The following is a 21,188-nucleotide window of genomic DNA, read 5'->3' as shown; positions in this document are numbered from 1 at the left end:
CGGCGGTAGCGGCGCTAGTGTTTCTCGCTGGCCTTTTCTACACTTTTGCTGCCGCTTTCGCCTTCCTTGTCGCTGCCGTTTGCTTTGCCTTCAGCTTCCCCTTCCGTTGCGGCGGCCTTTTTCTTCTTTTTGCCTAGGCTTGGCGGTTCCGGGGGCGGAAGCTGCGGCGGAACTGTTTCGATTTCGTTCTCCCGCATGTATGAATCCATCTCCCGCCATCCCGCGTAGATGCCTGCTTTGGGCAGCCAGCTGTAGATGGAGTAGCAATCCTCGATCGCTCTCCCCGAGTGTCGGCAGGCGCTACCCACCGCCTTTGCTTCGGGTTCGAGGCGCGCTTCCTTCTTGGCCGGGTCTTCCATTCCGAGCTTTTGGCTGACTTGGTCGCAGCCGGTTAGGGTCAGGAGGGCCAGAACGATAAAAAGTCGCTGGATCATGATCGCAATTCTCGCATATTCGGAAGATTTGTGGGGGTCTGCTCGCAATACAGCGGGGAGTATAATCGTTCGCTTTGCGTAACCACTTGGAGTATTTATGTCCCAGTGCATTCGACCGCTGCTTGCCGTTTCGGCCGTGGCTTTCGCCTGTTCTGCGTTTGCTGCCAAACCGGCCAAACCCCCCAAGGCTGCGGCCGCTCCCGCGCCAGCTGTTTCCACGGAATTCGAACTTGCCCATAACCTTGGTCCGGCCTACGAGGAACGCCTGCAGGCAGTCGTCGATCGCTTCAACAAGGAAAGCGGCAACAACCTGAAACTGAAGCGTCTGGAAAAGGGTGACAAACCGGTCGGCCTCAACCTGATGACGCGCTATGACATGAGCGAAGTGCTGACGCAGCCGAAGGCCTTCCTGCCTCTGCACGAGGTGATGGCCAAGAATGGTCAGCCGATCAATGGCGCCGATTTCTCCGCCGACCTGAAGGCCGGGGTGGTCGATGCCAAGGGGCGTGTCGTCGCCTTGCCCCTGGTCTATTCGACGCCGGTGCTTTTCTACAACAAGAACGCCTTCCGCAAGGCCAAGCTTGACCCGGAGCAACCGCCCAAGACCTGGTTCGAGATGCAGGGCGTGCTCGACAAATTGCAGGATGCCGGTTACACCTGCCCCTACACCACGTCGTGGCCGGTCTGGGTGCATGTCGACAACGTCAGCGCCATTTCCGGCGTGCCGGCCGTATCGGACAAGAGCGTACTGACCTTCAACGGGCTGCCGCAGGTCAAGCATGTGGCAATGATGACCACCTGGGTCAAGGCCAACTACTTCAAACTTTTCGGTAGACGCGACGAGGCCAGTCAGCATTTCCGCAACGGCGAGTGCGCGATGATCACCACCGATTCCCGCGAGCACGTCGATTTCGCTGACGCCAAGGGCGTCGAGCTGGGCGTCGCTCCGCTGCCTTACCATGACGATGTCTATGGTGGCCGCCAGTCCTCGCTGGCTGACGGGGCTTCCGTATGGATCGGCGCCGGCCGTCCGGCGGCGGAATACAAGCAGATCGCCAAATTCGTTTCCTTCCTGCTGTCGCCGGAAATGCAAATTGAGGTGGTGCGTGTCTATGGCGGCCTGCCACTGACGCCGGCGGCCCGTGCCGCTGCACGCAGCAAGCTGTTGCAGAATGGCGATCGGACCCTCGAAGTTGCCTACGCGTCGCTCAAGGGCAAGGGTGCATCCCAGGTACCCCACGTATCCGACATTGACGCGGTACGCATCATCACCAACGAAGAACTGGACGTCGTCTGGGCTGACAAGAAGCCGCCCAAGGCCGGTCTGGATGTAGCAGTGAATCGCGGTAACGCCATCCTCGGCGCACATCCGCAGTTGAAGAAGGTGCAGCCCTTCTGATGCCCCTGCCGCTGCCGCGCTGGATTGCCCATCGCGGCGGCGGAGCGCTGGCGCCGGAGAATACGCTGGCCGGTATCCGGCTGGCGGCGCGTCTCGGGTTCACTGCCGTCGAATTCGACGTCATGTTGTCGCAGGATGGCACGCCCGTCCTGATTCACGACGAAACACTGGAGCGGACGACCAGCGTCTGCGGCCGGGTGGCCGATACCCCCGATGCCGTTCTGTTCTCGCTGGATGCCGGCGGTGGCGAACATATTCCAAGTCTGGCCGAAGCGGCCGCGCTGTGTCGGCAGTACGGGTTGTTGGCCAATGTCGAAATCAAGCCGGCCACCGGTTACGAGGTGCTGACCGGCGAGGTCGTCGCTCGCGAAGTGGCTGTGCTTTGGCGCGATGCGCCGACGCCGCCCTTGCTGTCCTCATTTTCGCATGAAGCCCTCGAGGTTGCGCGCCAAGTCGCCCCCGCCTTGCCGCGCGGTTTGCTCTACGAAAAAGTGCCCGATGACTGGCAGACGACCTTCCAGCGTCTCGGTGCGTATTCGTTGCATTGCCGAGCGGACAGGCTGAGCAATGAAGTCTTGGCCCTAGCTCGGGAAGGTCAAGTTCCCGTCCTGGCCTACACGGTCAACGATTCACTGGCGGCCCAATTGCTGTTTGGGCGTGGTGTCGCGTCGCTGTTCACCGACCGGCTCGATCTCTTCGCGCCGGAAACAAGTCTTTACAAAAGCTTGCATTTGGGCGGCTGATTTTTCATGCCATTTGCCTTGTAATGGCGGCCAGGCAATTCGCCACGAACAGGAGAAAATCATGAAGAAGCATCTGCAAGCCATCGCCGTAGTGTCCCTTCTTTTGCCGGCTGCCGTTTTTGCCCAGGCCAATACCCCGCGCGTCGATCAGCGTCAGGCCAATCAGGAGCAGCGTATCGATCAGGGCGTGGCCTCCGGCGCCCTCACCCAGCGCGAAGCGAACCGCATGGAGCGTGGTCAGCAGCATGTCGAGAACATGGAAAACCGCGCCAAAGCCGATGGCGTGGTCACCCGTCGCGAGCGTGCCCGGTTGCACCAGGCGCAGGAAGTCGAAAGTCGCCGTATCTACGCCCAGAAGCATGACCGGCAGCACGACTATAACCACAACGGCCTGGTCGATCGTCCGCGTCGTCGTTAAGCCAGATTCAAGTACATGAGCCCGCCAAGCAGGCGGGCTTTGTCTTTTTGCCTGGGCGATTTTTGTATGCCCTGCTACACGCAGCTTTCATTTAAAATCACGGGTTTCGTATATTCAAAGCCGCCAAGGCCATCAGCTGATGAAAAGCTCCGAAATCCGCCAGAAATTCCTCGACTTCTTCGCCGCCAAGGGCCACCAGATCGTGGCTTCTTCGTCGCTGGTGCCGCACGACGACCCGACGCTGTTGTTTACCAACGCCGGCATGAACCAGTTCAAGGACGTCTTCCTCGGGTTCGACAAGCGTCCCTATAGCCGTGCCACCACTTCGCAGAAGTGCGTGCGCGCCGGCGGCAAGCATAACGACCTGGAAAACGTCGGCTACACCGCGCGTCACCATACTTTCTTCGAAATGCTGGGCAACTTCAGCTTCGGCGACTATTTCAAGCGCGATGCGATCAAGTACGCCTGGGAACTGCTGACCGAGGTCTACGGCCTGCCCAAGGAAAAGCTGATGGTCACGGTCTATGCCGAGGACGACGAGGCCTACGACATCTGGCACAAGGAGGTCGGCGTGCCGGCCGAGAAGATCGTGCGTATCGGCGACAACAAGGGCGCGCGCTACGCTTCCGACAACTTCTGGATGATGGGCGATACAGGCCCCTGCGGCCCCTGTACCGAAATCTTCTATGACCACGGCGAAAAGCACTGGGGCGGCCCCCCGGGATCGCCGGAAGAAGACGGCGACCGTTTCATCGAAATTTGGAACAACGTCTTCATGCAGTTCAACCGCGACGAAGCCGGGGTCATGCATCCGCTGCCCAAGCCTTCCGTCGACACGGGCATGGGCCTGGAGCGCATCTCCGCCGTACTGCAGGGCGTGCATGCCAACTACGAAATCGATCTGTTCCAGGCGTTGATCGCCGCCGCGGCGCGCGAGACCAGCGATGTCGACATGAACAGCCCGTCGCTTAAAGTGCTGGCCGACCACATCCGCGCCTGCTCCTTCCTGATCGCCGACGGCGTCATTCCGGGCAATGAAGGCCGCGGCTACGTGCTGCGCCGCATCATCCGCCGCGCCATCCGCCACGGCTACAAGCTGGGCGCACGCGCTGCGTTCTTCCACAAAATGGTGCCGGATCTGGTCGAGCAGATGGGCGAAGCCTATCCCGAACTCAAGGAAAACCAGGCCAAGGTCGTCGCCACGTTGAAGCAGGAAGAAGACCGCTTCTTCGCGACGATCGAGAACGGCATGGAAATCCTCGAAGGCGAACTCGCCGCGATGGTCGCCAAGGGCGTTACCGTGTTCAACGGCGAAACCGCCTTCAAACTGCACGATACCTACGGCTTCCCGCTCGACCTCACCGCCGATATCTGCCGCGAGCGTAATGTCACCGTCGACGGTGCGGCCTTCGACGCTGCCATGGCCCGCCAGAAAGAGCAGGCGCGTGCCGCCGGCAAGTTCAAGATGGCGACCAACCTCGAATACGTTGGCGCCGAAACCACCTTCCACGGCTATGAGTCGCTCGAAGCCAAGGGCACGGTGCTGGCGCTGTACAAGGACGGTGCTGCGGTGCACGAGCTGAATGAGGGCGATTTGGGCGTCGTCGTGCTCGACAACACCCCGTTCTACGCCGAATCCGGTGGCCAGGTCGGCGACCGTGGCGAATTGAAGGGCGTCGGCGGCATCTTCGCCGTGGAAGATACCCTGAAGATTCAGGCTGCCGTCTTCGGGCACCATGGCGTGCTGAAGACCGGCAAGCTTGTCGTCGGCCAGGAAGTCGCCGCCAAGGTGGATGTTGCGTCGCGTAGCGCCACGGCGCGCAACCACTCGGTCACCCACCTGATGCACAAGGCGCTGCGCCAGGTGCTCGGCGGCCACGTCCAGCAAAAGGGCTCACTGGTCGATCCCGACAAGACCCGTTTCGACTTCGTGCATACCCAGCCGATGACGGCCGAAGAAATCCGCGAGGTCGAGGAAATCGTTAATGCCGAAATCCTCGCCAACGCCGCGACCGACAGCCGCGTGATGGGTATCGAAGATGCTCAGAAGTCCGGCGCCATGATGCTCTTCGGCGAGAAGTACGGCGACGAGGTGCGCGTCGTAGCCATCGGCTCCTCCAAGGAACTCTGCGGCGGCACGCACGTCAGCCGCACCGGCGACATTGGCCTGTTCAAGATCGTTTCCGAAGCCGGTGTTGCTGCCGGCGTGCGCCGTGTCGAGGCGATTACCGGCACCAATGCATTGTCCTACGTGCAGGCGCAGGAAAACCGCGTCAATGGCATCTCGGCCTTGTTGAAGACGACGCCGGACGATATCGCCGAACGCGTCGTTGGCATCATGGACAACGTTCGCGCGCTGGAGAAGGAGCTGGCCCGTCTGAAGTCCAAGCTGGCCGCGTCGCAGGGGGACGATCTGGTCAGCCAGGCGGTCGAGGTCAAGGGCGCGAAAGTGCTTGCCGCAACCCTCGAAGGCGCTGACGTGACTGCGCTGCGCGAAACCATGGACAAGTTGAAGGACAAGCTGAAGTCGGCGGCCATCGTGCTGTCGTCGTCGGCTGATGGCAAGGTGACGTTGATTGCCGGGGTGACGGCCGATCTGACCGGCAAGGTCAAGGCCGGCGAGCTGGTCAACATGGTCGCCCAGCAAGTCGGCGGCAAGGGCGGCGGTCGTCCCGACATGGCCCAAGCCGGCGGTACGCAACCGGAAAACCTGCCGGCGGCCTTGGCCTCGGTCAAATCCTGGGTGGAAGGAAAGCTGTGAAAATCACTCTGTTGATTGCTGCCGGCCTGTTGGCCGGCGTCTGCCAGGCGGCGGAACTGGATCGTACGCCGCTGGAGGCGACCACGGTCGAAGGCCAGAAGGTTCGCCTTTTTCCGAATGGCCGCTGGGAATATGTCGATTCCGCCAAGGCGGAAGAGGCCAAGAAGGTGGCCGCCGAGTATCCGGAGAACAAGACCCGCCCGGTCGATGCGCAGGGCGGGGCGTTTGGCATTGGTCGCCTGATCATGCCCGGCGACAAGGACTACAACCGGGGCTCGTTGAACCCGAAGATGCGCTGATTTCGCTAGCGCCTGTCGCGGTAGGTTCACTAGGGGTATCTATTAATTACATATTGGGAGCTATCGATAACATAACCATATAACCGGAATGGTTAATTGTTGACGTATGTCAAAATGAGTAGTTAATTCGGGGGTAGCATTCGCTTTTTTCGAAACAAAAAAGGGAGTGTTTCTATGCAAAAGAAAGTGATTGCCGCTCTGCTCGCCGCAACTGGCCTGATTTCTGCAGCTGGTGTTCAGGCTGCTGACGAAGGATCATTCATGGTTCGTGCGCGTGCGGTCAGCATTTCTTGGGATAACAAGAACAACGATGGCCTCCAAAATGCAGGGGTAGGCGAAGTTTCCGCCAAGGATCTCTGGATTCCCGAAGTCGACTTCAGCTATTTCTTCACCAAGAATTTAGCGCTTGAACTGGTACTGACTTATCCGCAGCAGGTGGATATTCATACTGCCTCCTTGGGTAAAATTGGTCACGTCGAAGCGTTGCCGCCGTCTTTGGTTGCCCAGTACCATTTCACCGATCTAGGTATGTTCAAGCCCTACGTCGGTCTGGGTGTGAACTACACAATGTTCACGAAAAATAGCTTTAACACAGGTCTTGGCAAGGTTTCCGTTGACCGCGATTCACTTGGCTTTGTCGCACAAGTTGGTGCCGATTTTGCACTGAATAAGAATTGGTCAGTCAACGTGGACGTTAAGTACATCACGATGGAAACTGATGTTCGTCTGGGTGGATCTAAGATTGGCTCGCTCGACCTGAACCCGATTACCGCCGGTATTGGTGTCGGTTATCGTTTCTAAGTCAGCTGGTTGTTGTGAGTAAGATAAAGCGCCCATAGGGCGCTTTATTTTTCCTGTGATGCTTACGACTGCCTCCGTCATTTAGGGCTGAGGGCAGGGCTATACCGGACAAGAAGATGCGCTGATTAGCGCAGGGGTTGCCGTTCGGGAGCGCCGGCGGCGTCTTCCCGAACCCACTCGCCTTCAATGATGGCCGAATCGGCCGAGTGAGCCGCCTGCTGCGGTGCACCGGCCATTTCGGCCATTTTTTGCATCTCGCGGCGCAGGCTGCGTGTCTTCCACCACAACCAGCCAGCGAACAGCGTACCGACGACGGCAACCACGGCCAGGGCGACCAGCGAGAACATGGCGCCGAGGACGAGCAGGGCGATGCTCAGCATAATGCCGAGCAAGCGGCCGAGGAAGCTGGAGGGCGGGGCGGATAACTGGGAGGCTTGGCGTTCGTTCATGTCTCGTTTGGCGTTGGCATCAGGTTTCGATTGTCGGACGCCGGCTCGGTGCCGACTGTGGCTTTCCTGTTCCGTTTTGTAAGCGAATGTAGAGCTGGGTCAGCCTTCTTGTTCGCGCGAGATGTCGTTGGCCCATTGTAGCGCCTCGGTCTGTGCCCGATTGACGGCTTTGGGGCCGAGATTCGGCAGCGCGGCAAGCACCTCGCGCAGGCCCGCCAGATCGCCGTCCTCGCAGCTTTCGGTCAGGCGGAGCAGGGCGCCGAGCTCGCCGGAGCGGTCGCACAGCGCCTGATGGACTGGTGTGGCGAGTCCGAGCGGGGCGACGATTTCCTGAATCGGCAGACCGATCAATGCCGGTATCAACGACATGATGCCGACCATGAAGGCCTGGTCGGTGAAGACTCCGTCGTTCGCGCGTGCTTCGGCGGCCAGCAGTTCCATCAGGCGGCCGCGCGTGGCGGCCAGCAGCAGCAGGGGATTCGCCGTGCCCTGACGTTCGTTGGCCGAGTAGAGCAGCAGCTGTAACCAGCGTTGCAACTGGCGCCGGCCGAGTACGGTGATCGCGTGGTTGAGCGAGGTGATCTTCTCGGCACAGCCGCAACCGACCGAGTTGGTCATGCGCAGCAGGTTGATGGTCAGCCCCGGCTCGGGCTTCAGGGCCTCTTCCAGCTCGGCGTTCTCGGCGTCGCGCATCAGCAGGCTCATCAGCTTCATCAGCGACAGCTGCCCATGATCGAGCTTGCGCCCGGCGATGATGGTCGGCTTGGCAAAGTAGTAGCCCTGGAACAGGGTGAAGCCCAGCTTCAGGCACTGTTCCATCTGTTCGCGCGAATCGACCTTCTCGGCCAACAACTGCTTGCCCGTGGGCTTGAGCTTGATGGCGAGTTGCATCAACTCGACGCGGCTGAGCGGCTGGATATCGACCTTGACAATCTCGACCAGGGCGAGCAATTCGGCGAATTCAGGCGCCAGCTGTACCACGTCGTCGAGCGCCAGCGTGTAGCCGGCGGCCTTCAGCTCGCGGCAACGTTCGATCACGGCCGCGGTCGGTGGCACCGTTTCGAGAATTTCGAGGACCACGGCGTGACGCGGTAGAAGTTCCAGCACGTCGCTGAACAGGAAGTCTTCGTCAACGTTGATGAAACCGCGGCAGCCGCCGAGCGCCGCCTCGATGCCCAGCTCGCTGAAGGCGTTGGCGATGACCGTGGCGGTCGCCCTGACACCGTCGGTCACCTCGGCTGCGTTGCGGCTGCCGTTGCGGAACAGCAGCTCGTAAGCGACGAGCCGCTGGTCGCGGTCAAGGATGGGTTGGCGACCGAGATAAAGCTGGTCGGCTCCGCTGTCGCTCATGTTCGACTTAGAAGGGCAACTGGACGCCCGGCCAGACCGCCGTGAGGGCCTGGCGGAAGGCGGCCTGGATGCGTTCCAGTGCAGCGGCGTTGTCGGCTTCGAAACGCAGCACGACGACCGGCGTGGTGTTCGACGGGCGAGCCAGACCGAAGCCGTCCGGATATTCGACGCGCACGCCGTCGATGGTGATCACTTCGCTGGCGCCGTCGAATTGGCCTTCGGCTTTCAGCTTGTCGATCAGGGCGAAGGGTTCGCCTTCGGCCATCTTGATGTTCAGTTCCGGGGTCGACGGCGAGTTCGGCAGGGCTTTCAGCGGTGCATTGGCATCGGCCGAGCGGGCGAGGATTTCGAGCAGGCGGGCGCCGGTGTACAGGCCGTCGTCGAAGCCGTACCAGCGTTCCTTGAAGAAGGTGTGGCCGGACATCTCGCCGGCCAGCGGCGCGCCGGTTTCCTTGAGCTTGGCCTTGACCAGGGCATGGCCGGTATTCCACATCAGCGGCTCGCCGCCGTGCTGGCGAATCCACGGCGCCAGCAGGCGGGTGCATTTGACGTCGTAGATCACCTGACCGCCCGGTACGCGCGACAGGACGTCGGCGGCGAACAGCATCAATTGGCGATCCGGGAAGACGATTTCGCCATCCTTTGTGACGACGCCCAGGCGATCGCCATCGCCGTCGAAGGCGATGCCCAACTCGGCGTCGGTTTCCTGCAGCGCCTTGATGACGTCTTTCAGGTTTTCAGGCTTGGACGGGTCGGGGTGATGGTTCGGGAAATTGCCGTCGACCTCGCAATAGAGCGGGATGATGTCGCAACCCAGGCGCTTGAACAGTTCCGGCGCGACCGCACCGGCCACGCCGTTGCCGCAGTCCATGACGATTTTCAGTGGGCGGGCCAGCTTGATGTCGGAAACGATGCGCTCGATGTAAGCAGCGCGCACGTCGGCGCTGCGCTTGTTGCCCTGGCCATGTTTCAGGTTGCCGGCCTCGATGCGCTGCTTCAGCTGCTGGATGGCGTCGAGGGCCAGTGTTGTGCCGCCGATGACCATTTTCAGGCCGTTGTAGTCCGGCGGGTTATGGCTGCCGGTGACCGAGACGCAGGAGTTGCAGCCCAGCTCGTAGGCCGCGAAATAGGTGACCGGGGTTGGCACGCAGCCGATATCGATGGCGTCGCAGCCGGCAGCGCAGATGCCGTCCATCAGGGCGCCGGCCAGCTCCGGGCCGGACAGGCGGCCGTCGCGGCCGACGGCGATGGCGGTCTGGCCTTGTTCGACGGCCAGCGAGCCGAGGGCGTGGCCGATGCGGCGCACGACGTCGGCGGTCAGCGACTTGTTGACGATGCCCCGGATGTCGTAGGCCTTGAAGATTTCAGCGGGCAGAGTGCTCATGGTTTGTTCTTCTGCGTTTCGTAAAGGAAAAAGTGTAGGAGTCTTTGCGGCAACCAGTCCAGCGTGCCCGGAAAGGGGCCGCTGACGAAGCCGACATGGCCACCGGCGGCGGGTTGTTCCAGGCGGACCCAGGAGCTGACTTCGTGCCCCTTTGGCAGATAGGAGGCCGGCAGGAAGGGATCGTTGCGTGGGTTGATGGCCAAGGCAGGGATGCGGATGTCGGCCAGGAAGGGCTTGGCCGAACTGCGCTGCCAATAGTCGTCGGCCCCAGCGAAGCCATGGATGGGACCGGTCACCGCATCGTCGAACTGCCACAGATTGTTCGCCGCGCGCATGCGCTGGGCGTCGAACAGGCCAGGGTGGTGGCGCAGGCGGGCAGCGGAAATGCGTTTCAGTGTGCCGAGGAAGTGTTGCGTATAGATGCGATTGAAGCCGCGCGCCAGATGATGGCCGCAAGCCGCCAGGTCGAGCGGGGCGCAGATGCCGGCAATACCGGTGACGATCTCGCTGGCGCGCTCACCTTGTTCGCCGCCCCATTTCAGCAACGCGTTGCCGCCAAGCGAGACGCCGGCCGCGTGTAGTTGCCGCTCGCCGTTCTGGGCGTGGAGTCGGCGCAAGATCCAATCGATTTCCGCCGAGTCGCCCGAGTGGTAGGCGCGTGGGCGGCGGTTCAGTTCGCCGGAGCAGCCGCGGAAGTGCGGCAGGGCAAGGCGCCAGCCGGCACGTTGGCAGGCTTGCGCCGTCGAGATGGCGTAGTGGCTGCGCGAGCTGCCTTCCAGGCCGTGAAATAGCACAAGCAAGGGGGCATCGGCCGGACCGTCGAGGAAATCGACGTCGATGAAATCGCCGTCCGGCGTCTCCCAGCGTTCGCGCCGCAAGCGCGGGCCGCGCGGCTTGATCAGCAGCGGCCACAGGGTCTGGGCGTGGCCACCCGGTAGCCAGCCCGGTGCGGCGTAGGCGGGCGGTGTCGGCATCAGTGGATGGTGTGCGGGATGGCTTCGGCCATTGCCTGGTGTTCGTCGTCGGCCGCCGAAGCGTGGCGTACGACCAGGCGCCAGCCTTGCGGGCCACGCATGTAGACGTGGGTGACGTGCAGCGGCCCTTGCGGATTGGGATCGTCGCCGACGAACAGGGTTTCGGTCAGGTGGTGTACGGCGACCACCGAACTTTGCCAGTGAGCGACCGGCTCGGCCTGGATGCGCAGGCGGGCGTTCTGGAAAATGCTGAGCCAGCTCTCGCGGATCGGAATTTCGCCGGTCAAACGAACGCCGGTCGGGTGGACGCAGAGGATTTCCTCGTCCTCGGCCCAAGCCAGCATCAGCAGGTCGGCATCGCAATGGGCGACGGCGTCGTAGAAGGCTTGTTCGGCAGCTTCCGGCGTGGCGTAGGCGGCTGACTGGCTCATGCGGCGATCCATTTCTCGCTGGCAGCGAAAACCTGCTCGGGCAACAGTTTATTCAGGCAGTCGAGATGGCCGAGCGGACATTCGCGCTTGAAGCAGGGGCTGCAATCGAGTTTCAGGCTCAGAATGTCGGCATGGTCCGACAGCGGCGGCGTGAAGCCCGGTGAAGATGAGCCGTAGAGGGCGATGATGGGGCGGTCGAGCGCTGCCGCGACGTGCATCAGGCCGGAATCGTTGCAGACCACCAGGTCGGCCAGGGCCAGCAGGTCGACGGCTTGGCCGAGCGAGGTAGTGCCGCACAGATTGTGCGTGAGGCCGGGCGCCAGGCGGCCGATTTCCTCGGCGACGGCATGATCCTTGGGCGAGCCGAAAAGCCAGACGGCAAAGCCGCTTGCAGCAAAACGCTTGGCCAGATCGGCGAAGTGCGCTGCCGGCCAACGCTTGGCCGGCCCGTATTCGGCACCGGGGCAGAAAGCGACCATCTTGTCCGGACGCGGCAGAGTGAGCTCAGCCAGCGTCTTGGCCTGCATTGCTGCGGTGGACACGATTTTTGGGTAAAAAACCGGGCGCGGCAGCGGTGTGCCGGGGGCTTCGGCCAGTTGGGCGAAGCGCTCGACCATGAGCGGCAGGGCCTGCTTGTCGAGATGGTGGCGCTGGTTGATCAGGCCGTAGCGGGATTCGCCGGTGAAGCCGATGCGCCGGGGGATGCCGGCGAAGAACGGCACCAAGGCCGACTTGATCGAGTTGGGCAGCACATAGACGGCATCGTAGCCTCGTGCGGCGAGTTCGCGTCCCTGACGCCAGCGGCCTTTCAGGTCGAACTGGCCGTGGCCGAAGGGATTGTCGATGACCTCGGCGATTTCGCTCATCCGGGTCAATACCGGGGCGACCCAGCGCGGCGCCGTGGCGTCGAGCGTCAGGCCGGGGTGCTTGGCATGCAGGCGCGCGAACAGCGGCTGCGCCATGATGGTGTCGCCGATCCAGGACGGTGCGACGATCAGGGCTTTTTTCATGCCGATTCGACACACAACAAAGCGGCGGGCCGGAACGAAATCGCCGGACCCGCCGTTCTGTGCGGTGTCAGCTTAGTGATGGCCCTTGGGGGCTTCGCCCTTGAAGACGTACTTGGTGCTGCAGTACGGGCAGACGACTTCGCCGGTCTTCAGCACGTCGAGGAAGACGCGCGGATGCTGATTCCACAGCGCCGAATTCGGCGTCGGGCAATGCAGCGGCAGGTCGTCGGCGCTGACTTCGACGGTTTGCTTGTCGGACATCGTTTTCTCCCTGAGTTCCGTTTAGACGAGGGCCAGCCAGTCGGCGTGCGCAGCCGAGCGGCCATAGACCACATCGAAATACTTTTCCTGCAGCGCCTTGGTGATCGGGCCGCGGTGGCCGGGGCCGATCTGGCGGTTGTCGAGTTCGCGGATCGGCGTCACTTCGGCGGCAGTGCCGGTGAAGAAGGCTTCGTCGGCGCAATAGACTTCGTCGCGGGTGATGCGCTTCTCGATGACTTCGATACCCAGCTCGCCGGCCAGTTGCATGACGGTGGCGCGGGTGATGCCTTCGAGGCAGGCGGTCAGGTCCGGCGTGTACAGCTTGCCGTTCTTGACGATGAACAGGTTCTCGCCGGCGCCTTCGCAAGCGTAGCCTTCCGGATCGAGCAGCAGGGCTTCGTCATAGCCGTCGGCAGTCGCCTCGTTGTTGGCGAGGATGGAGTTCATGTAGTTGCCGGAGGCCTTGGCGCGCACCATGGTGATGTTCACATGGTGGCGGGTGTAGGACGAGGTCTTGATGCGGATGCCGCGCTGCATGCCTTCCTCGCCGAGGTAAGCGCCCCACGGCCAGGCGGCGATGATGACGTGCACCTTGGCACCTTTCGGCGAAACGCCCATCTTTTCCGAGCCGTAGAAGGCGAGCGGACGCAGGTAGCCGGATTCGAGCTTGTTGGCGCGGATGACTTCCTTCTGCGCTTCGTTCAGTTCCTCTTGCGAGTAGGGCATCTGCATCTGGAAGATGTGCGCCGAACGGAACAGGCGCTCGGTGTGCTCCTTCAAACGGAAAATCGCGGTACCGCGTTCGGTCTTGTAGGCGCGGACACCCTCGAAGACGCCCATGCCGTAGTGCAGCGAGTGCGTGAGGACGTGGGTGGTGGCTTCACGCCAGGGCACCAGTTTGCCGTCTTGCCAAATAAAGCCGTCGCGATCCGACATGGACATGTTCGATTCTCCGTGTTGCGCGTGTCAAAGCCGGTAATTCTAGCCGAAAACAGCGGGTAAAATAACGGTTTTGCCGTTGCGTGACCCTGATGATCTGGAAACCCAATGTGACCGTTGCCGCCGTTGTCGAACGTGACGGCAAGTTCCTGCTGGTCGAGGAAGAAACCGAGGCCGGCCTGGCCTTCAACCAGCCGGCCGGGCATCTCGAGGAAGGCGAGGCGCTGATCGACGCCGTCGTGCGCGAGGCGCTGGAAGAAACCGCCTACCATTTCAAGCCGACCCATCTGGTCGGCATCTACAACTGGAAGCATCCGAGCAAGGACGTGACCTACCTGCGCTTCGCCTTCGCCGGCGAGTTGCGCGGCTACGTGGCCGGGCGCCCCTTGGACGACGGTATCGTCGGCGCACGCTGGCTGACGCTGGACGAGGTCAAGGCGACGCAGGAGCGTCATCGCAGCCCGCTGATCCTGCGCTGCATCGAGGATCTGGTTGCCGGCAAGCGCTATCCGCTCGATCTGCTGGTGCATTACACCTGATGTTGCGCGCGCTGTTCGTTGTCTTGTTCGCTTTGGCTTCGGCCGTGCAAGCCGACGAGCGGGTGCGCATCTGTCACGGTTACGGTTGTCTGACCGAAGCGGATGTCCGTTTCAGCGAAGGGCAGCTCGGCGAAGTGCGGCGCATGCTGCTTGCTGCGGTGGACGCGGCCGAAGAGCGAAAAATCATCGGCGAGGCGATCGGCCGTTTGTATCGCTGGGCCGGTGAGCAGTCGGATATCCATAACGACCGTGCCGGCAATTACGATGATGGCTATGTCTCCGGGCGGATGGATTGCATCGATCATTCGACCTCGACGACGCGCCTGTTACGCGTGCTCGAGGCGCGTGGCTATCTGCGCTGGCATCGGGTGCTCGAGCCGGAGGTGCGCAGCGCGGCGCTGATTTTTTACACGCATTATTCGGCCTTGATTGAAGAAAAGACCGAGGGCGAAGCGGCGCGCTTCGTCGTCGATAGCTGGTTTGTGAATAACGGCGAGGCGGCGGTGATCCTGCCGCTCGACGCATGGAAGAAAGGGGCTGGGCCCGATGTCTAAGAAAACGGTGGTGGTCGGCTTGTCCGGCGGCGTGGATTCCTCGGTGGCGGCGCTGTTGCTGAAGCAGCAAGGCTGGAACGTGGTCGGCCTGTTCATGAAGAACTGGGAAGACGACGACACCGAAGACTACTGCTCGTCGCGCCAGGATCTGATCGACGTGATGAGTGTTGCCGACAAGATCGGCATCGACGTCGAGGTGGTCAATTTCGCGGCCGAATACCGCGAGCGCGTGTTCGCCGAATTCCTGCGCGAATACCAGGCTGGGCGCACGCCGAATCCGGATATCTTGTGCAACTCGGAAATCAAGTTCAAGGCCTTCCTCGATCACGCCATGAAGCTGGGGGCCGACAAGATCGCCACCGGGCACTACGCCGGCGTGCGCGAGTTCGACGGCGCATTCCAGTTGCTCAAGGCGGAAGATGGCACCAAGGACCAGAGCTACTTCCTCTATCGCCTGAACCAGGCGCAGTTGTCGAAAACCCTGTTCCCGCTGGCCAATATCTACAAGCGCGAAGTGCGCAAGATTGCCGAGGCCGAGGGGCTGCATGTCGCGGCCAAGAAGGACTCGACCGGCATCTGCTTCATCGGCGAGCGTCCGTTCAAGGATTTCCTGTCGCGCTACCTGCCGCCCAAGAAGGGCGAAATTCGTCGCCTCGACGACGGCAAGGTGCTCGGCGAACACGACGGCCTGATGTATCACACGCTGGGGCAGCGCAAGGGCTTGCACATCGGCGGGTTGAAGGAGAAAGGCCAGCCCGGCGGCGGCGATCACGATGCCTGGTTCGTGGCCGGTAAGGACATGGAAAAGAACGTGCTTTACGTTGTCCAGGGGCACGACCACCCGGCGCTGCTCAAGAGCGATCTGGTTGCCGAGCAGCTGAGCTGGGTTTCGGGTAATGCGCCGCATACGCACTGGGTCTACACGGCCAAGCCGCGCTACCGGACGGCCGACCAGCCCTGCGAAGTCGAGCGCGTTGACGGCGAAACTTGCGAAATCCGTTTCGCCGAGCCGCAGTGGGCGCTTACCCCGGGGCAATCGGTCGTGCTTTACGAGAGCCGGGTCTGCCTGGGCGGTGGCGTTATCCGATAGGGCCGCCCAGGGCTCGGCTGGCGCCAAGCCAGCGGCGCAAGCATTCTCCGGCGCGCGCCCACAGCGCAAGGCTGTGCGGGGCGATCAGAACGATCTCCGAAGGGCCTCGGGCATCCAGCCGAATCCAGCCGCCGACCTCGATGCGGAAGGGGGTTTCCGGCTGAAGCGATCGTTTCAGGGCGACATAGTGATCGGCAATCCACTGCGGGCTGTCGGTCAATTCGACGCTGCCTTCGATGAGCAGGACGAGGGTGCCGGCTTCGACCAGATAGTCGCGCGACTCGGCTGAGCACAGACTGATTTGTAGGCTGGGTGCGGCAGGCATGGCTGATTTCTCCTCTTAAGCGACAGGGAAATCGTAGGTGCGGCCGGGTTTTCGCGTCAGGCACAGGCCTCAGGTGATCATGCCGAAACAGATCATATTCTTGCCATCTGTTATGGTCCGGATTGCGCCAAACTATATCTGTTGCGCTTGGTCGTTTCGGGGGAAGATTGCGGCATGGAAATGGAGCATCTCTACCGTCGTCTGGCAACGCATTACCGTTCGGTGATCGAAGCGGGCGCCTTGGCGCGCGGTGCACGTTTCCCATCCGTGCGTAGTTTGATGCAGCAACATGACGTCAGTTTGTCGACGGCCTTGCAGGTTTGTCGATGGCTGGAGCAAGAGGGCTGGTTGGAAGCGCGTCCGCGTTCCGGCTTTTTCGTAAGCCAACCGGCGCAACAATTGCCGGCTATCGCTGAACCGTCAGCCGATGTTCAGCCCGATCCGGCGCAATACGTCGGTATCCATGTCAAGGTGTCGGAGTTCATCGCCCGTGGCCGTCAGGCGTCCATCAAGGTGGCCTTCTCAAGCGCACGCGCTGCGCCTGAGCTGTACCCGAGCGAGGCGCTGCGCCAGGCCGGTGCGCGTGTCCTGAAGCGTTATCCCGATATCCTGGTTACGCCGGGGGCGGCCAATGGTCAGCCGGAGTTCCGCCAGGTGCTGGCCAGGCGGGCGGTCGACAGCGGCATGCGTTTGGCTCCGGAGGAAATCGTCGTCACGCAGGGCTGTATCGAGGCTCTCCATCTGGCGTTGCGTGCGGTGACCGTGCCGGGTGACGTGGTAGCGGTGGAAACGCCGACTTTCTACGGCTTGCTGCAGATTCTCGAAGGCCTGGGCTTGCGTGCCCTGGAAATTCCGACCAGTCCGCAACATGGATTGTCATTGCCGGCTTTCGAGTTGGCATTGCGTACCCAGGAGTCCTTGAAGGCCGTGGTGGTCGTGCCGCATCTGCAAAATCCGCTCGGTGCCATCATGCCGGATGCGCACAAGGCGCAACTGGTGGCGATGTGCGAAACGCATGGCGTAGCGCTGATCGAGGACGATACCTATACACCGCTCGTCGAACGCAACCCGGCGCCGAGGGCGATCAAGTCCTGGGACTCGACAGGCAACGTCATTCACTGTGCGTCGTTGCACAAGGTGTTGGCACCGGGGATGCGGCTCGGCTGGATCAGTGCCGGGCGCTGGCAGGCACGGGTGGAGATGCTCAAGTATGCGCAGAGTCGGAACAATGAGGCCCTGGCGCAGTTGGTGGCTGCCGATTTCATGGCGTCGCCTGCCTACGAAAGGCACCTCAACCGCTTGCGCCAGCATTTGCGTCGGCAGCGGGAGCATATGGCGGCGTCCATCTTTCGAGCCTTTCCCGCCGGGACGCGGATGAATTCGCCGCAAGGCGGCCTGTCCCTGTGGGTCGAGTTGCCGGCAGGTATGTCTTCGCGAGAACTTTTCGAAGCGGCACTCGGCGAGGGAATATTGATCGCGCCGGGCCTGATCTATTCGAACTCGGATCGTTACGAAGGCTTCATTCGCCTCAATTGCGGGATGCCGGTCACGGCCGAGGTGGAAGCCGCATTGCAGTGTTTGGGACGATTGTGCGGCAATCTGCCGAGGCGCAGTCCGCGCTAGCGCGTTAAGGAAAAACAGGCGCTTAAGGCGCCTGTTTCGGTCGTGCGGAACTGCTACTACTTCAGTCGTGCGGCACGGTGTCGGCGAACGACGGGCGCTGCATCAGCTTGGTGAACAACTTTTCCAGGTTCGGGTGGCTTTCCTGCCAATTGATGTCGGCGAAGCGGAAGGCCAGGTAGCCGAGAGCCGTGCCGACAGCAATGTCGGCCATCGAGAAATGCGTACCCATGCAGAAAGGCTTTTCGCCCAGCTCTTCGGCCATGAACTCCAGGCTGCGCATGATCTTGCCGCGCTGGCGCTCGATCCATTCGTTGCTCTTCTGGCCCTTCGGGCGCTTGGCTTCGAGGAAGGCGGTGGCGGCAGCGTCGCAGATACCGTCGGCCAGGGCCTCCCAGCGCTTCACTTCGGTACGTTCGCGATTCGGCGCGGGGAAGAGCTTGTTATTCGGGGTGACGTTATCGATGTATTCGACGATGACGCGGGAGTCGAACAGCGGGGTTTCGTCGTCCAGGACCAGCACCGGAATCTTGCCCAGCGGATTGATGGACGGCACCTTGCTGTCTTCCAGCCAGGGGGAGTCGATCACGAAGTCGTATTCGATCTTCTTTTCGGCCAGTACGACGCGTACCTTACGGGCGAACGGACTGGTGTAGGAGCCGATCAGCTTCATTACTTACTCTCGGATTGGGGAGAAACGATTATAACGTATGGTCGGGGCTGGACGGGGCAGGTAAAATTACAAAATTATTCATGAGGAAGACTTTATGGAATTCAACCCGCTGACCGCCCTGTCGCCGCTGGATGGCCGCTATGCCGGCAAAGTCGATGCGTTGCGCGAGCATTTTTCCGAATTTGGCCTGATCCGCGCTCGCCTGAAGGTCGAGATCGAGTGGCTGAAGGCGCTGGCCGCCGAACCGCATTTCACGGAAATTGCCGCTTTTTCGCCGTCCACCGTAGCAGAGCTTGATGCGCTGGTTGCCGGTTTCGGTCCTGAACAAGCTGCCGAGGTGAAGGCTATCGAAGCCACCACCAATCATGACGTCAAGGCGCTGGAATACTGGATCAAGGACAAGACCAAGGCCAATGCCGAAGTGGTCAAGGTCAGCGAATTCATCCACTTCGCCTGCACCTCAGAAGACATCAACAACCTGTCGCATGCGCTGATGTGCAAGGGCGCTCGCGAACAGGCCATGCTGCCGACGCTGGACAAGGTCATCGCCAAGCTGACCGAAATGGCCCACACCTACGCCGACGTGCCGATGATGAGCCGCACGCACGGCCAGCCGGCCACCCCGTCGACCATGGGCAAGGAAATGGCCAACGTCGCCTATCGCCTGCAGCGCGCCCGCGCCCGCATCGCCGCCGTCGAGCTGCTCGGCAAGATCAATGGCGCAGTCGGTAACTACAACGCCCACCTCGCGGCCTACCCGGGCTACGACTGGGAAGGCTTCGCCAAGCGCTTCGTCGAGTCGCTCGGCCTGACCTTCAACCCCTACACCATCCAGATCGAGCCGCATGACGCACTGGCCGAGCTGTTCGACGCCTTCGCTCGCGCCAACAGCATCCTGGTCGACCTCGACCGCGACGTCTGGGGCTACATCTCCCTGGGTTTCTTCAAGCAGAAGGTCAAGGCTGGCGAAATCGGCTCCTCGACCATGCCGCACAAGGTCAATCCGATCGACTTCGAAAACTCCGAGGGCAACCTCGGCCTGGCCAACGCCGTCCTCAAGCATCTCGCTGAAAAGCTGCCGATCTCGCGCTGGCAGCGCGACCTGACCGACTCCACCGTGCTCCGCAACATGGGCGTCGGCCTTGGCTACACGCTGCTTGGCTACGACTCGCTGTTGAAGGGCCTGGGCAAACTGGAAATCAATGCCGACCTGATGAAGGCCGATCTCGACGCCAACTGGGAACTGCTGGCCGAGCCGATCCAGACAGTCATGCGCCGCTACGCTGTGCCGAACGCCTACGAAAAGCTCAAGGAGCTGACCCGCGGCACCCGCGTTTCGCGCGAAGGCATGCAGGCTTTCGTCGCCACGCTGGAAATTCCGGAAGCCGCCAAGGCCGAACTGCTCAAGCTGACGCCGTGGGATTACACCGGCAAGGCGGCCGAACTGGCGAAGCGCATCTGATGATCTGCGACAAGTGCGGGCGCGAGGCGCCGGATGATGCGATCTACTGTCCGCACTGCGTGACCGACCGCAAGGTCTCGCAGTTGCAGGTGATCAACGGCGGCTTGAAGGGCGGGGCCATCGGCCTCGCGCTCGGCCTTCTCCTGGTCACCGTGCTGCTCGGCTATTACGATCTGGAACGTGGCATCAAGGCCATTGTGCTGACGGTGCCCATCGCCACCTTTACTACCGGGCTGATCATCGGCCTGGTCAAGGCTAAAACCGACTGGAAATAGAACAAGAATGTCTTTTGCAGAAAACCTGAAGAAACTCCCCGGCATTTCGCACCTCGCTGCACTGAATCTTCTCGACGCCGATGGTAATGTCGTTGCCACCATTGAGAACAAGGCGGGTAGCCAGGGTTCTCTGGCTGTCTATAACCATTTGGCTCAGACCTATGGTTCGATCAATGCCGAGGCTGCCAAAAAGGGCATGGAAATCTTCGCCGAGCATACCGAAGACGAGCGTGCCAACCCGGGCAAGCACCCGAACATCGCCCGTCTGCTGCAAATCGAAGCCGGTGCCCCGGCCTTGCGCGTCAAGCACGTCTTCGCAGTTTGAGAGCGCTGTTGCAGGCTGTTACAAAACAGGCGGCAGCGGTCGCTTTGACTGAAATACGCAGTCGGTATAATCGGCCTGCTTCAGTAGCGGGGACTGATGTGGTCGTCGCCTCGTTCATTCAGCTAACAACGGAGAAGAAAACCATGAAAACCAAGTTTCTAGTTGCTGCATTGTCCCTCGTCATGGCCGGCGGTGCGTTCGCTCAGGTCAAGCCGGAGGATGCCATCAAGTATCGCCAGTCCGGCTATGCCTTCATGGCTTGGAATATGGGGCGTATCAAGATGAACGTCGAGGGCGGCCAGTACAACAAGGACGAGGTCATCAAGGCGGCCAATGCCATCCAGGCCGTGGCCAATTCCGGCATGGGTTCGCTTTACCTGCCGGGGACCGATAAGGGTAAGGGCTGGGAAGAGTCCCGTGCCAAGGCCAATATCTGGACCGAACAGGAGAAGCTGGGCAAGGCTGCGATGGCTTTCAACAAGGAGGCCAATGAACTGGCCAAGGTTGCGCAGACCGGCGATGCGGCCGCTGTCGGTGCTCAACTGGGCAAGGTCGGCGGCACCTGCAAGGGCTGCCACGACGATTTCAAGGCCAAGCGCTAAGCGGTTTGGAGTGAAGACCATGGAACAGGCGCCTGCGGGCGCCTGTTTTGTTTGATCATTGAAGGAAATG

General features: G+C 61.5%; 25 protein-coding genes. 14 read left to right on the top strand and 11 right to left on the bottom strand.

From position 1 onward, the window contains the following. Window positions 1–14: 14 nt before the first annotated feature. A complete protein-coding gene (locus WIF35_RS08010) occupies window positions 15–434 on the bottom strand; it encodes a hypothetical protein (RefSeq protein ID WP_412481040.1) in 420 nt (139 codons plus the stop codon). A 97-nt stretch (window positions 435–531) separates the two neighbouring features. Here WIF35_RS08010 and WIF35_RS08005 point away from each other — a divergent pair, with 97 nt between their 5' ends. The 6 genes from WIF35_RS08005 (at window position 532) to WIF35_RS07980 (ending at window position 6,855) form a co-directional block, all read left to right on the top strand. Next, window positions 532–1,833, top strand: coding sequence for an extracellular solute-binding protein (locus WIF35_RS08005; protein ID WP_412481039.1), 1,302 nt, complete (start codon window positions 532–534; stop codon window positions 1,831–1,833). Next, window positions 1,833–2,576, top strand: coding sequence for a glycerophosphodiester phosphodiesterase (gene ugpQ, locus WIF35_RS08000; RefSeq protein ID WP_412481038.1), 744 nt, complete (start codon window positions 1,833–1,835; stop codon window positions 2,574–2,576). Before WIF35_RS08005 ends, ugpQ begins: the two co-directional genes overlap by 1 nt. Before the next feature lie 61 nt (window positions 2,577–2,637). Then, window positions 2,638–2,994: a hypothetical protein gene (locus WIF35_RS07995; protein ID WP_412481037.1), complete on the top strand. Its 357-nt coding sequence runs from the start codon at window positions 2,638–2,640 to the stop codon at window positions 2,992–2,994. A 139-nt stretch (window positions 2,995–3,133) separates the two neighbouring features. Beyond that, on the top strand, window positions 3,134–5,755 hold the full coding sequence (alaS, locus tag WIF35_RS07990; protein ID WP_412481036.1) for an alanine--tRNA ligase: 2,622 nt from the start codon (window positions 3,134–3,136) through the stop codon (window positions 5,753–5,755). Beyond that, window positions 5,752–6,054 (top strand): hypothetical protein, encoded by a 303-nt coding sequence (locus tag WIF35_RS07985; RefSeq protein WP_412481035.1) that lies wholly within the window; start codon window positions 5,752–5,754, stop codon window positions 6,052–6,054. Before alaS ends, WIF35_RS07985 begins: the two co-directional genes overlap by 4 nt. A 174-nt stretch (window positions 6,055–6,228) precedes the next feature. Then, window positions 6,229–6,855: an OmpW/AlkL family protein gene (locus WIF35_RS07980; RefSeq protein WP_412481034.1), complete on the top strand. Its 627-nt coding sequence runs from the start codon at window positions 6,229–6,231 to the stop codon at window positions 6,853–6,855. A gap of 125 nt (window positions 6,856–6,980) precedes the next feature. Here the strand turns inward: WIF35_RS07980 and WIF35_RS07975 are convergent, their stop codons facing one another. The 8 genes from WIF35_RS07975 to WIF35_RS07940 form a co-directional block, all read right to left on the bottom strand. Then, the gene (locus WIF35_RS07975) at window positions 6,981–7,304 is read right to left on the bottom strand and encodes a hypothetical protein (protein WP_412481033.1); all 324 of its coding nucleotides are present in this window, start codon (window positions 7,302–7,304) and stop codon (window positions 6,981–6,983) included. Between the two features lie 99 nt (window positions 7,305–7,403). After that, a complete protein-coding gene (locus tag WIF35_RS07970; RefSeq protein ID WP_412481032.1) occupies window positions 7,404–8,654 on the bottom strand; it encodes an EAL and HDOD domain-containing protein in 1,251 nt (416 codons plus the stop codon). A 7-nt stretch (window positions 8,655–8,661) separates the two neighbouring features. Further along, window positions 8,662–10,038 carry a phosphomannomutase/phosphoglucomutase gene (locus WIF35_RS07965; protein WP_412481031.1) on the bottom strand — a complete coding sequence of 459 codons (1,377 nt, stop codon included), beginning with the start codon at window positions 10,036–10,038 and terminating at the stop codon, window positions 8,662–8,664. After that, window positions 10,035–11,012: a YheT family hydrolase gene (locus WIF35_RS07960; protein WP_412481030.1), complete on the bottom strand. Its 978-nt coding sequence runs from the start codon at window positions 11,010–11,012 to the stop codon at window positions 10,035–10,037. Before WIF35_RS07960 ends, WIF35_RS07965 begins: the two co-directional genes overlap by 4 nt. Further along, the gene (locus tag WIF35_RS07955; RefSeq protein WP_412481029.1) at window positions 11,012–11,443 is read right to left on the bottom strand and encodes a YybH family protein; all 432 of its coding nucleotides are present in this window, start codon (window positions 11,441–11,443) and stop codon (window positions 11,012–11,014) included. The genes WIF35_RS07960 and WIF35_RS07955 overlap by 1 nt, the downstream gene beginning before the upstream one ends. Beyond that, complete coding sequence (waaF, locus tag WIF35_RS07950) at window positions 11,440–12,453, bottom strand: lipopolysaccharide heptosyltransferase II (protein ID WP_412481028.1); 1,014 nt, start codon at window positions 12,451–12,453, stop codon at window positions 11,440–11,442. Before waaF ends, WIF35_RS07955 begins: the two co-directional genes overlap by 4 nt. A 72-nt stretch (window positions 12,454–12,525) precedes the next feature. Beyond that, window positions 12,526–12,714 carry a zinc-finger domain-containing protein gene (locus WIF35_RS07945; RefSeq protein ID WP_412481027.1) on the bottom strand — a complete coding sequence of 63 codons (189 nt, stop codon included), beginning with the start codon at window positions 12,712–12,714 and terminating at the stop codon, window positions 12,526–12,528. A gap of 21 nt (window positions 12,715–12,735) precedes the next feature. Continuing rightward, window positions 12,736–13,656: a branched-chain amino acid transaminase gene (locus tag WIF35_RS07940; RefSeq protein ID WP_412481026.1), complete on the bottom strand. Its 921-nt coding sequence runs from the start codon at window positions 13,654–13,656 to the stop codon at window positions 12,736–12,738. 89 nt (window positions 13,657–13,745) lie between these two features. On the opposite strand from WIF35_RS07940, the gene WIF35_RS07935 reads away from it, so the two are divergent. From WIF35_RS07935 to mnmA, 3 genes are read left to right on the top strand one after another with little or no spacing between them, the layout of a single operon-like run. Continuing rightward, window positions 13,746–14,192 carry an NUDIX hydrolase gene (locus WIF35_RS07935; protein ID WP_412481025.1) on the top strand — a complete coding sequence of 149 codons (447 nt, stop codon included), beginning with the start codon at window positions 13,746–13,748 and terminating at the stop codon, window positions 14,190–14,192. Beyond that, window positions 14,192–14,746 (top strand): hypothetical protein, encoded by a 555-nt coding sequence (locus WIF35_RS07930; RefSeq protein ID WP_412481024.1) that lies wholly within the window; start codon window positions 14,192–14,194, stop codon window positions 14,744–14,746. The genes WIF35_RS07935 and WIF35_RS07930 overlap by 1 nt, the downstream gene beginning before the upstream one ends. After that, entirely contained in the window at window positions 14,739–15,836 is a 1,098-nt protein-coding gene (gene mnmA / locus WIF35_RS07925; protein ID WP_412481023.1) for a tRNA 2-thiouridine(34) synthase MnmA, read from the top strand. Before WIF35_RS07930 ends, mnmA begins: the two co-directional genes overlap by 8 nt. On the opposite strand, the gene WIF35_RS07920 is transcribed toward mnmA, so the two are convergent. Then, window positions 15,826–16,161, bottom strand: a complete 336-nt coding sequence (locus WIF35_RS07920; RefSeq protein ID WP_412481022.1) for a hypothetical protein — start codon at window positions 16,159–16,161, stop codon at window positions 15,826–15,828. The genes mnmA and WIF35_RS07920 overlap by 11 nt on opposite strands. 174 nt (window positions 16,162–16,335) lie before the next feature. Between WIF35_RS07920 and WIF35_RS07915 the strand changes: the two genes are divergently transcribed. Beyond that, on the top strand, window positions 16,336–17,784 hold the full coding sequence (locus WIF35_RS07915) for a PLP-dependent aminotransferase family protein (RefSeq protein ID WP_412481021.1): 1,449 nt from the start codon (window positions 16,336–16,338) through the stop codon (window positions 17,782–17,784). Between the two features lie 61 nt (window positions 17,785–17,845). Here WIF35_RS07915 and WIF35_RS07910 read toward each other — a convergent pair whose 3' ends face one another. Beyond that, window positions 17,846–18,454: a glutathione S-transferase gene (locus tag WIF35_RS07910; protein ID WP_412481020.1), complete on the bottom strand. Its 609-nt coding sequence runs from the start codon at window positions 18,452–18,454 to the stop codon at window positions 17,846–17,848. Between the two features lie 94 nt (window positions 18,455–18,548). On the opposite strand from WIF35_RS07910, the gene purB reads away from it, so the two are divergent. From purB to WIF35_RS07890, 4 genes are all read left to right on the top strand, one after another. Further along, on the top strand, window positions 18,549–19,916 hold the full coding sequence (gene purB, locus WIF35_RS07905) for an adenylosuccinate lyase (protein ID WP_412481019.1): 1,368 nt from the start codon (window positions 18,549–18,551) through the stop codon (window positions 19,914–19,916). After that, on the top strand, window positions 19,916–20,191 hold the full coding sequence (locus tag WIF35_RS07900) for a hypothetical protein (RefSeq protein WP_412481018.1): 276 nt from the start codon (window positions 19,916–19,918) through the stop codon (window positions 20,189–20,191). Before purB ends, WIF35_RS07900 begins: the two co-directional genes overlap by 1 nt. A gap of 7 nt (window positions 20,192–20,198) precedes the next feature. Further along, window positions 20,199–20,516, top strand: coding sequence for a DUF2322 family protein (locus tag WIF35_RS07895; protein WP_412481017.1), 318 nt, complete (start codon window positions 20,199–20,201; stop codon window positions 20,514–20,516). 143 nt (window positions 20,517–20,659) lie between these two features. Further along, entirely contained in the window at window positions 20,660–21,118 is a 459-nt protein-coding gene (locus WIF35_RS07890) for a c-type cytochrome (RefSeq protein WP_412481016.1), read from the top strand. The last annotated feature ends 70 nt before the right edge of the window (window positions 21,119–21,188 follow it).

It is taken from the genome of Azonexus sp. IMCC34839 (genome assembly GCF_047047955.1).
In the GTDB taxonomy this organism is placed as follows: domain Bacteria; phylum Pseudomonadota; class Gammaproteobacteria; order Burkholderiales; family Rhodocyclaceae; genus Azonexus.
The sequence above is the reverse complement of the archived record's forward strand: the minus strand, read 5'-3'. Positions and strand labels throughout refer to the sequence as shown.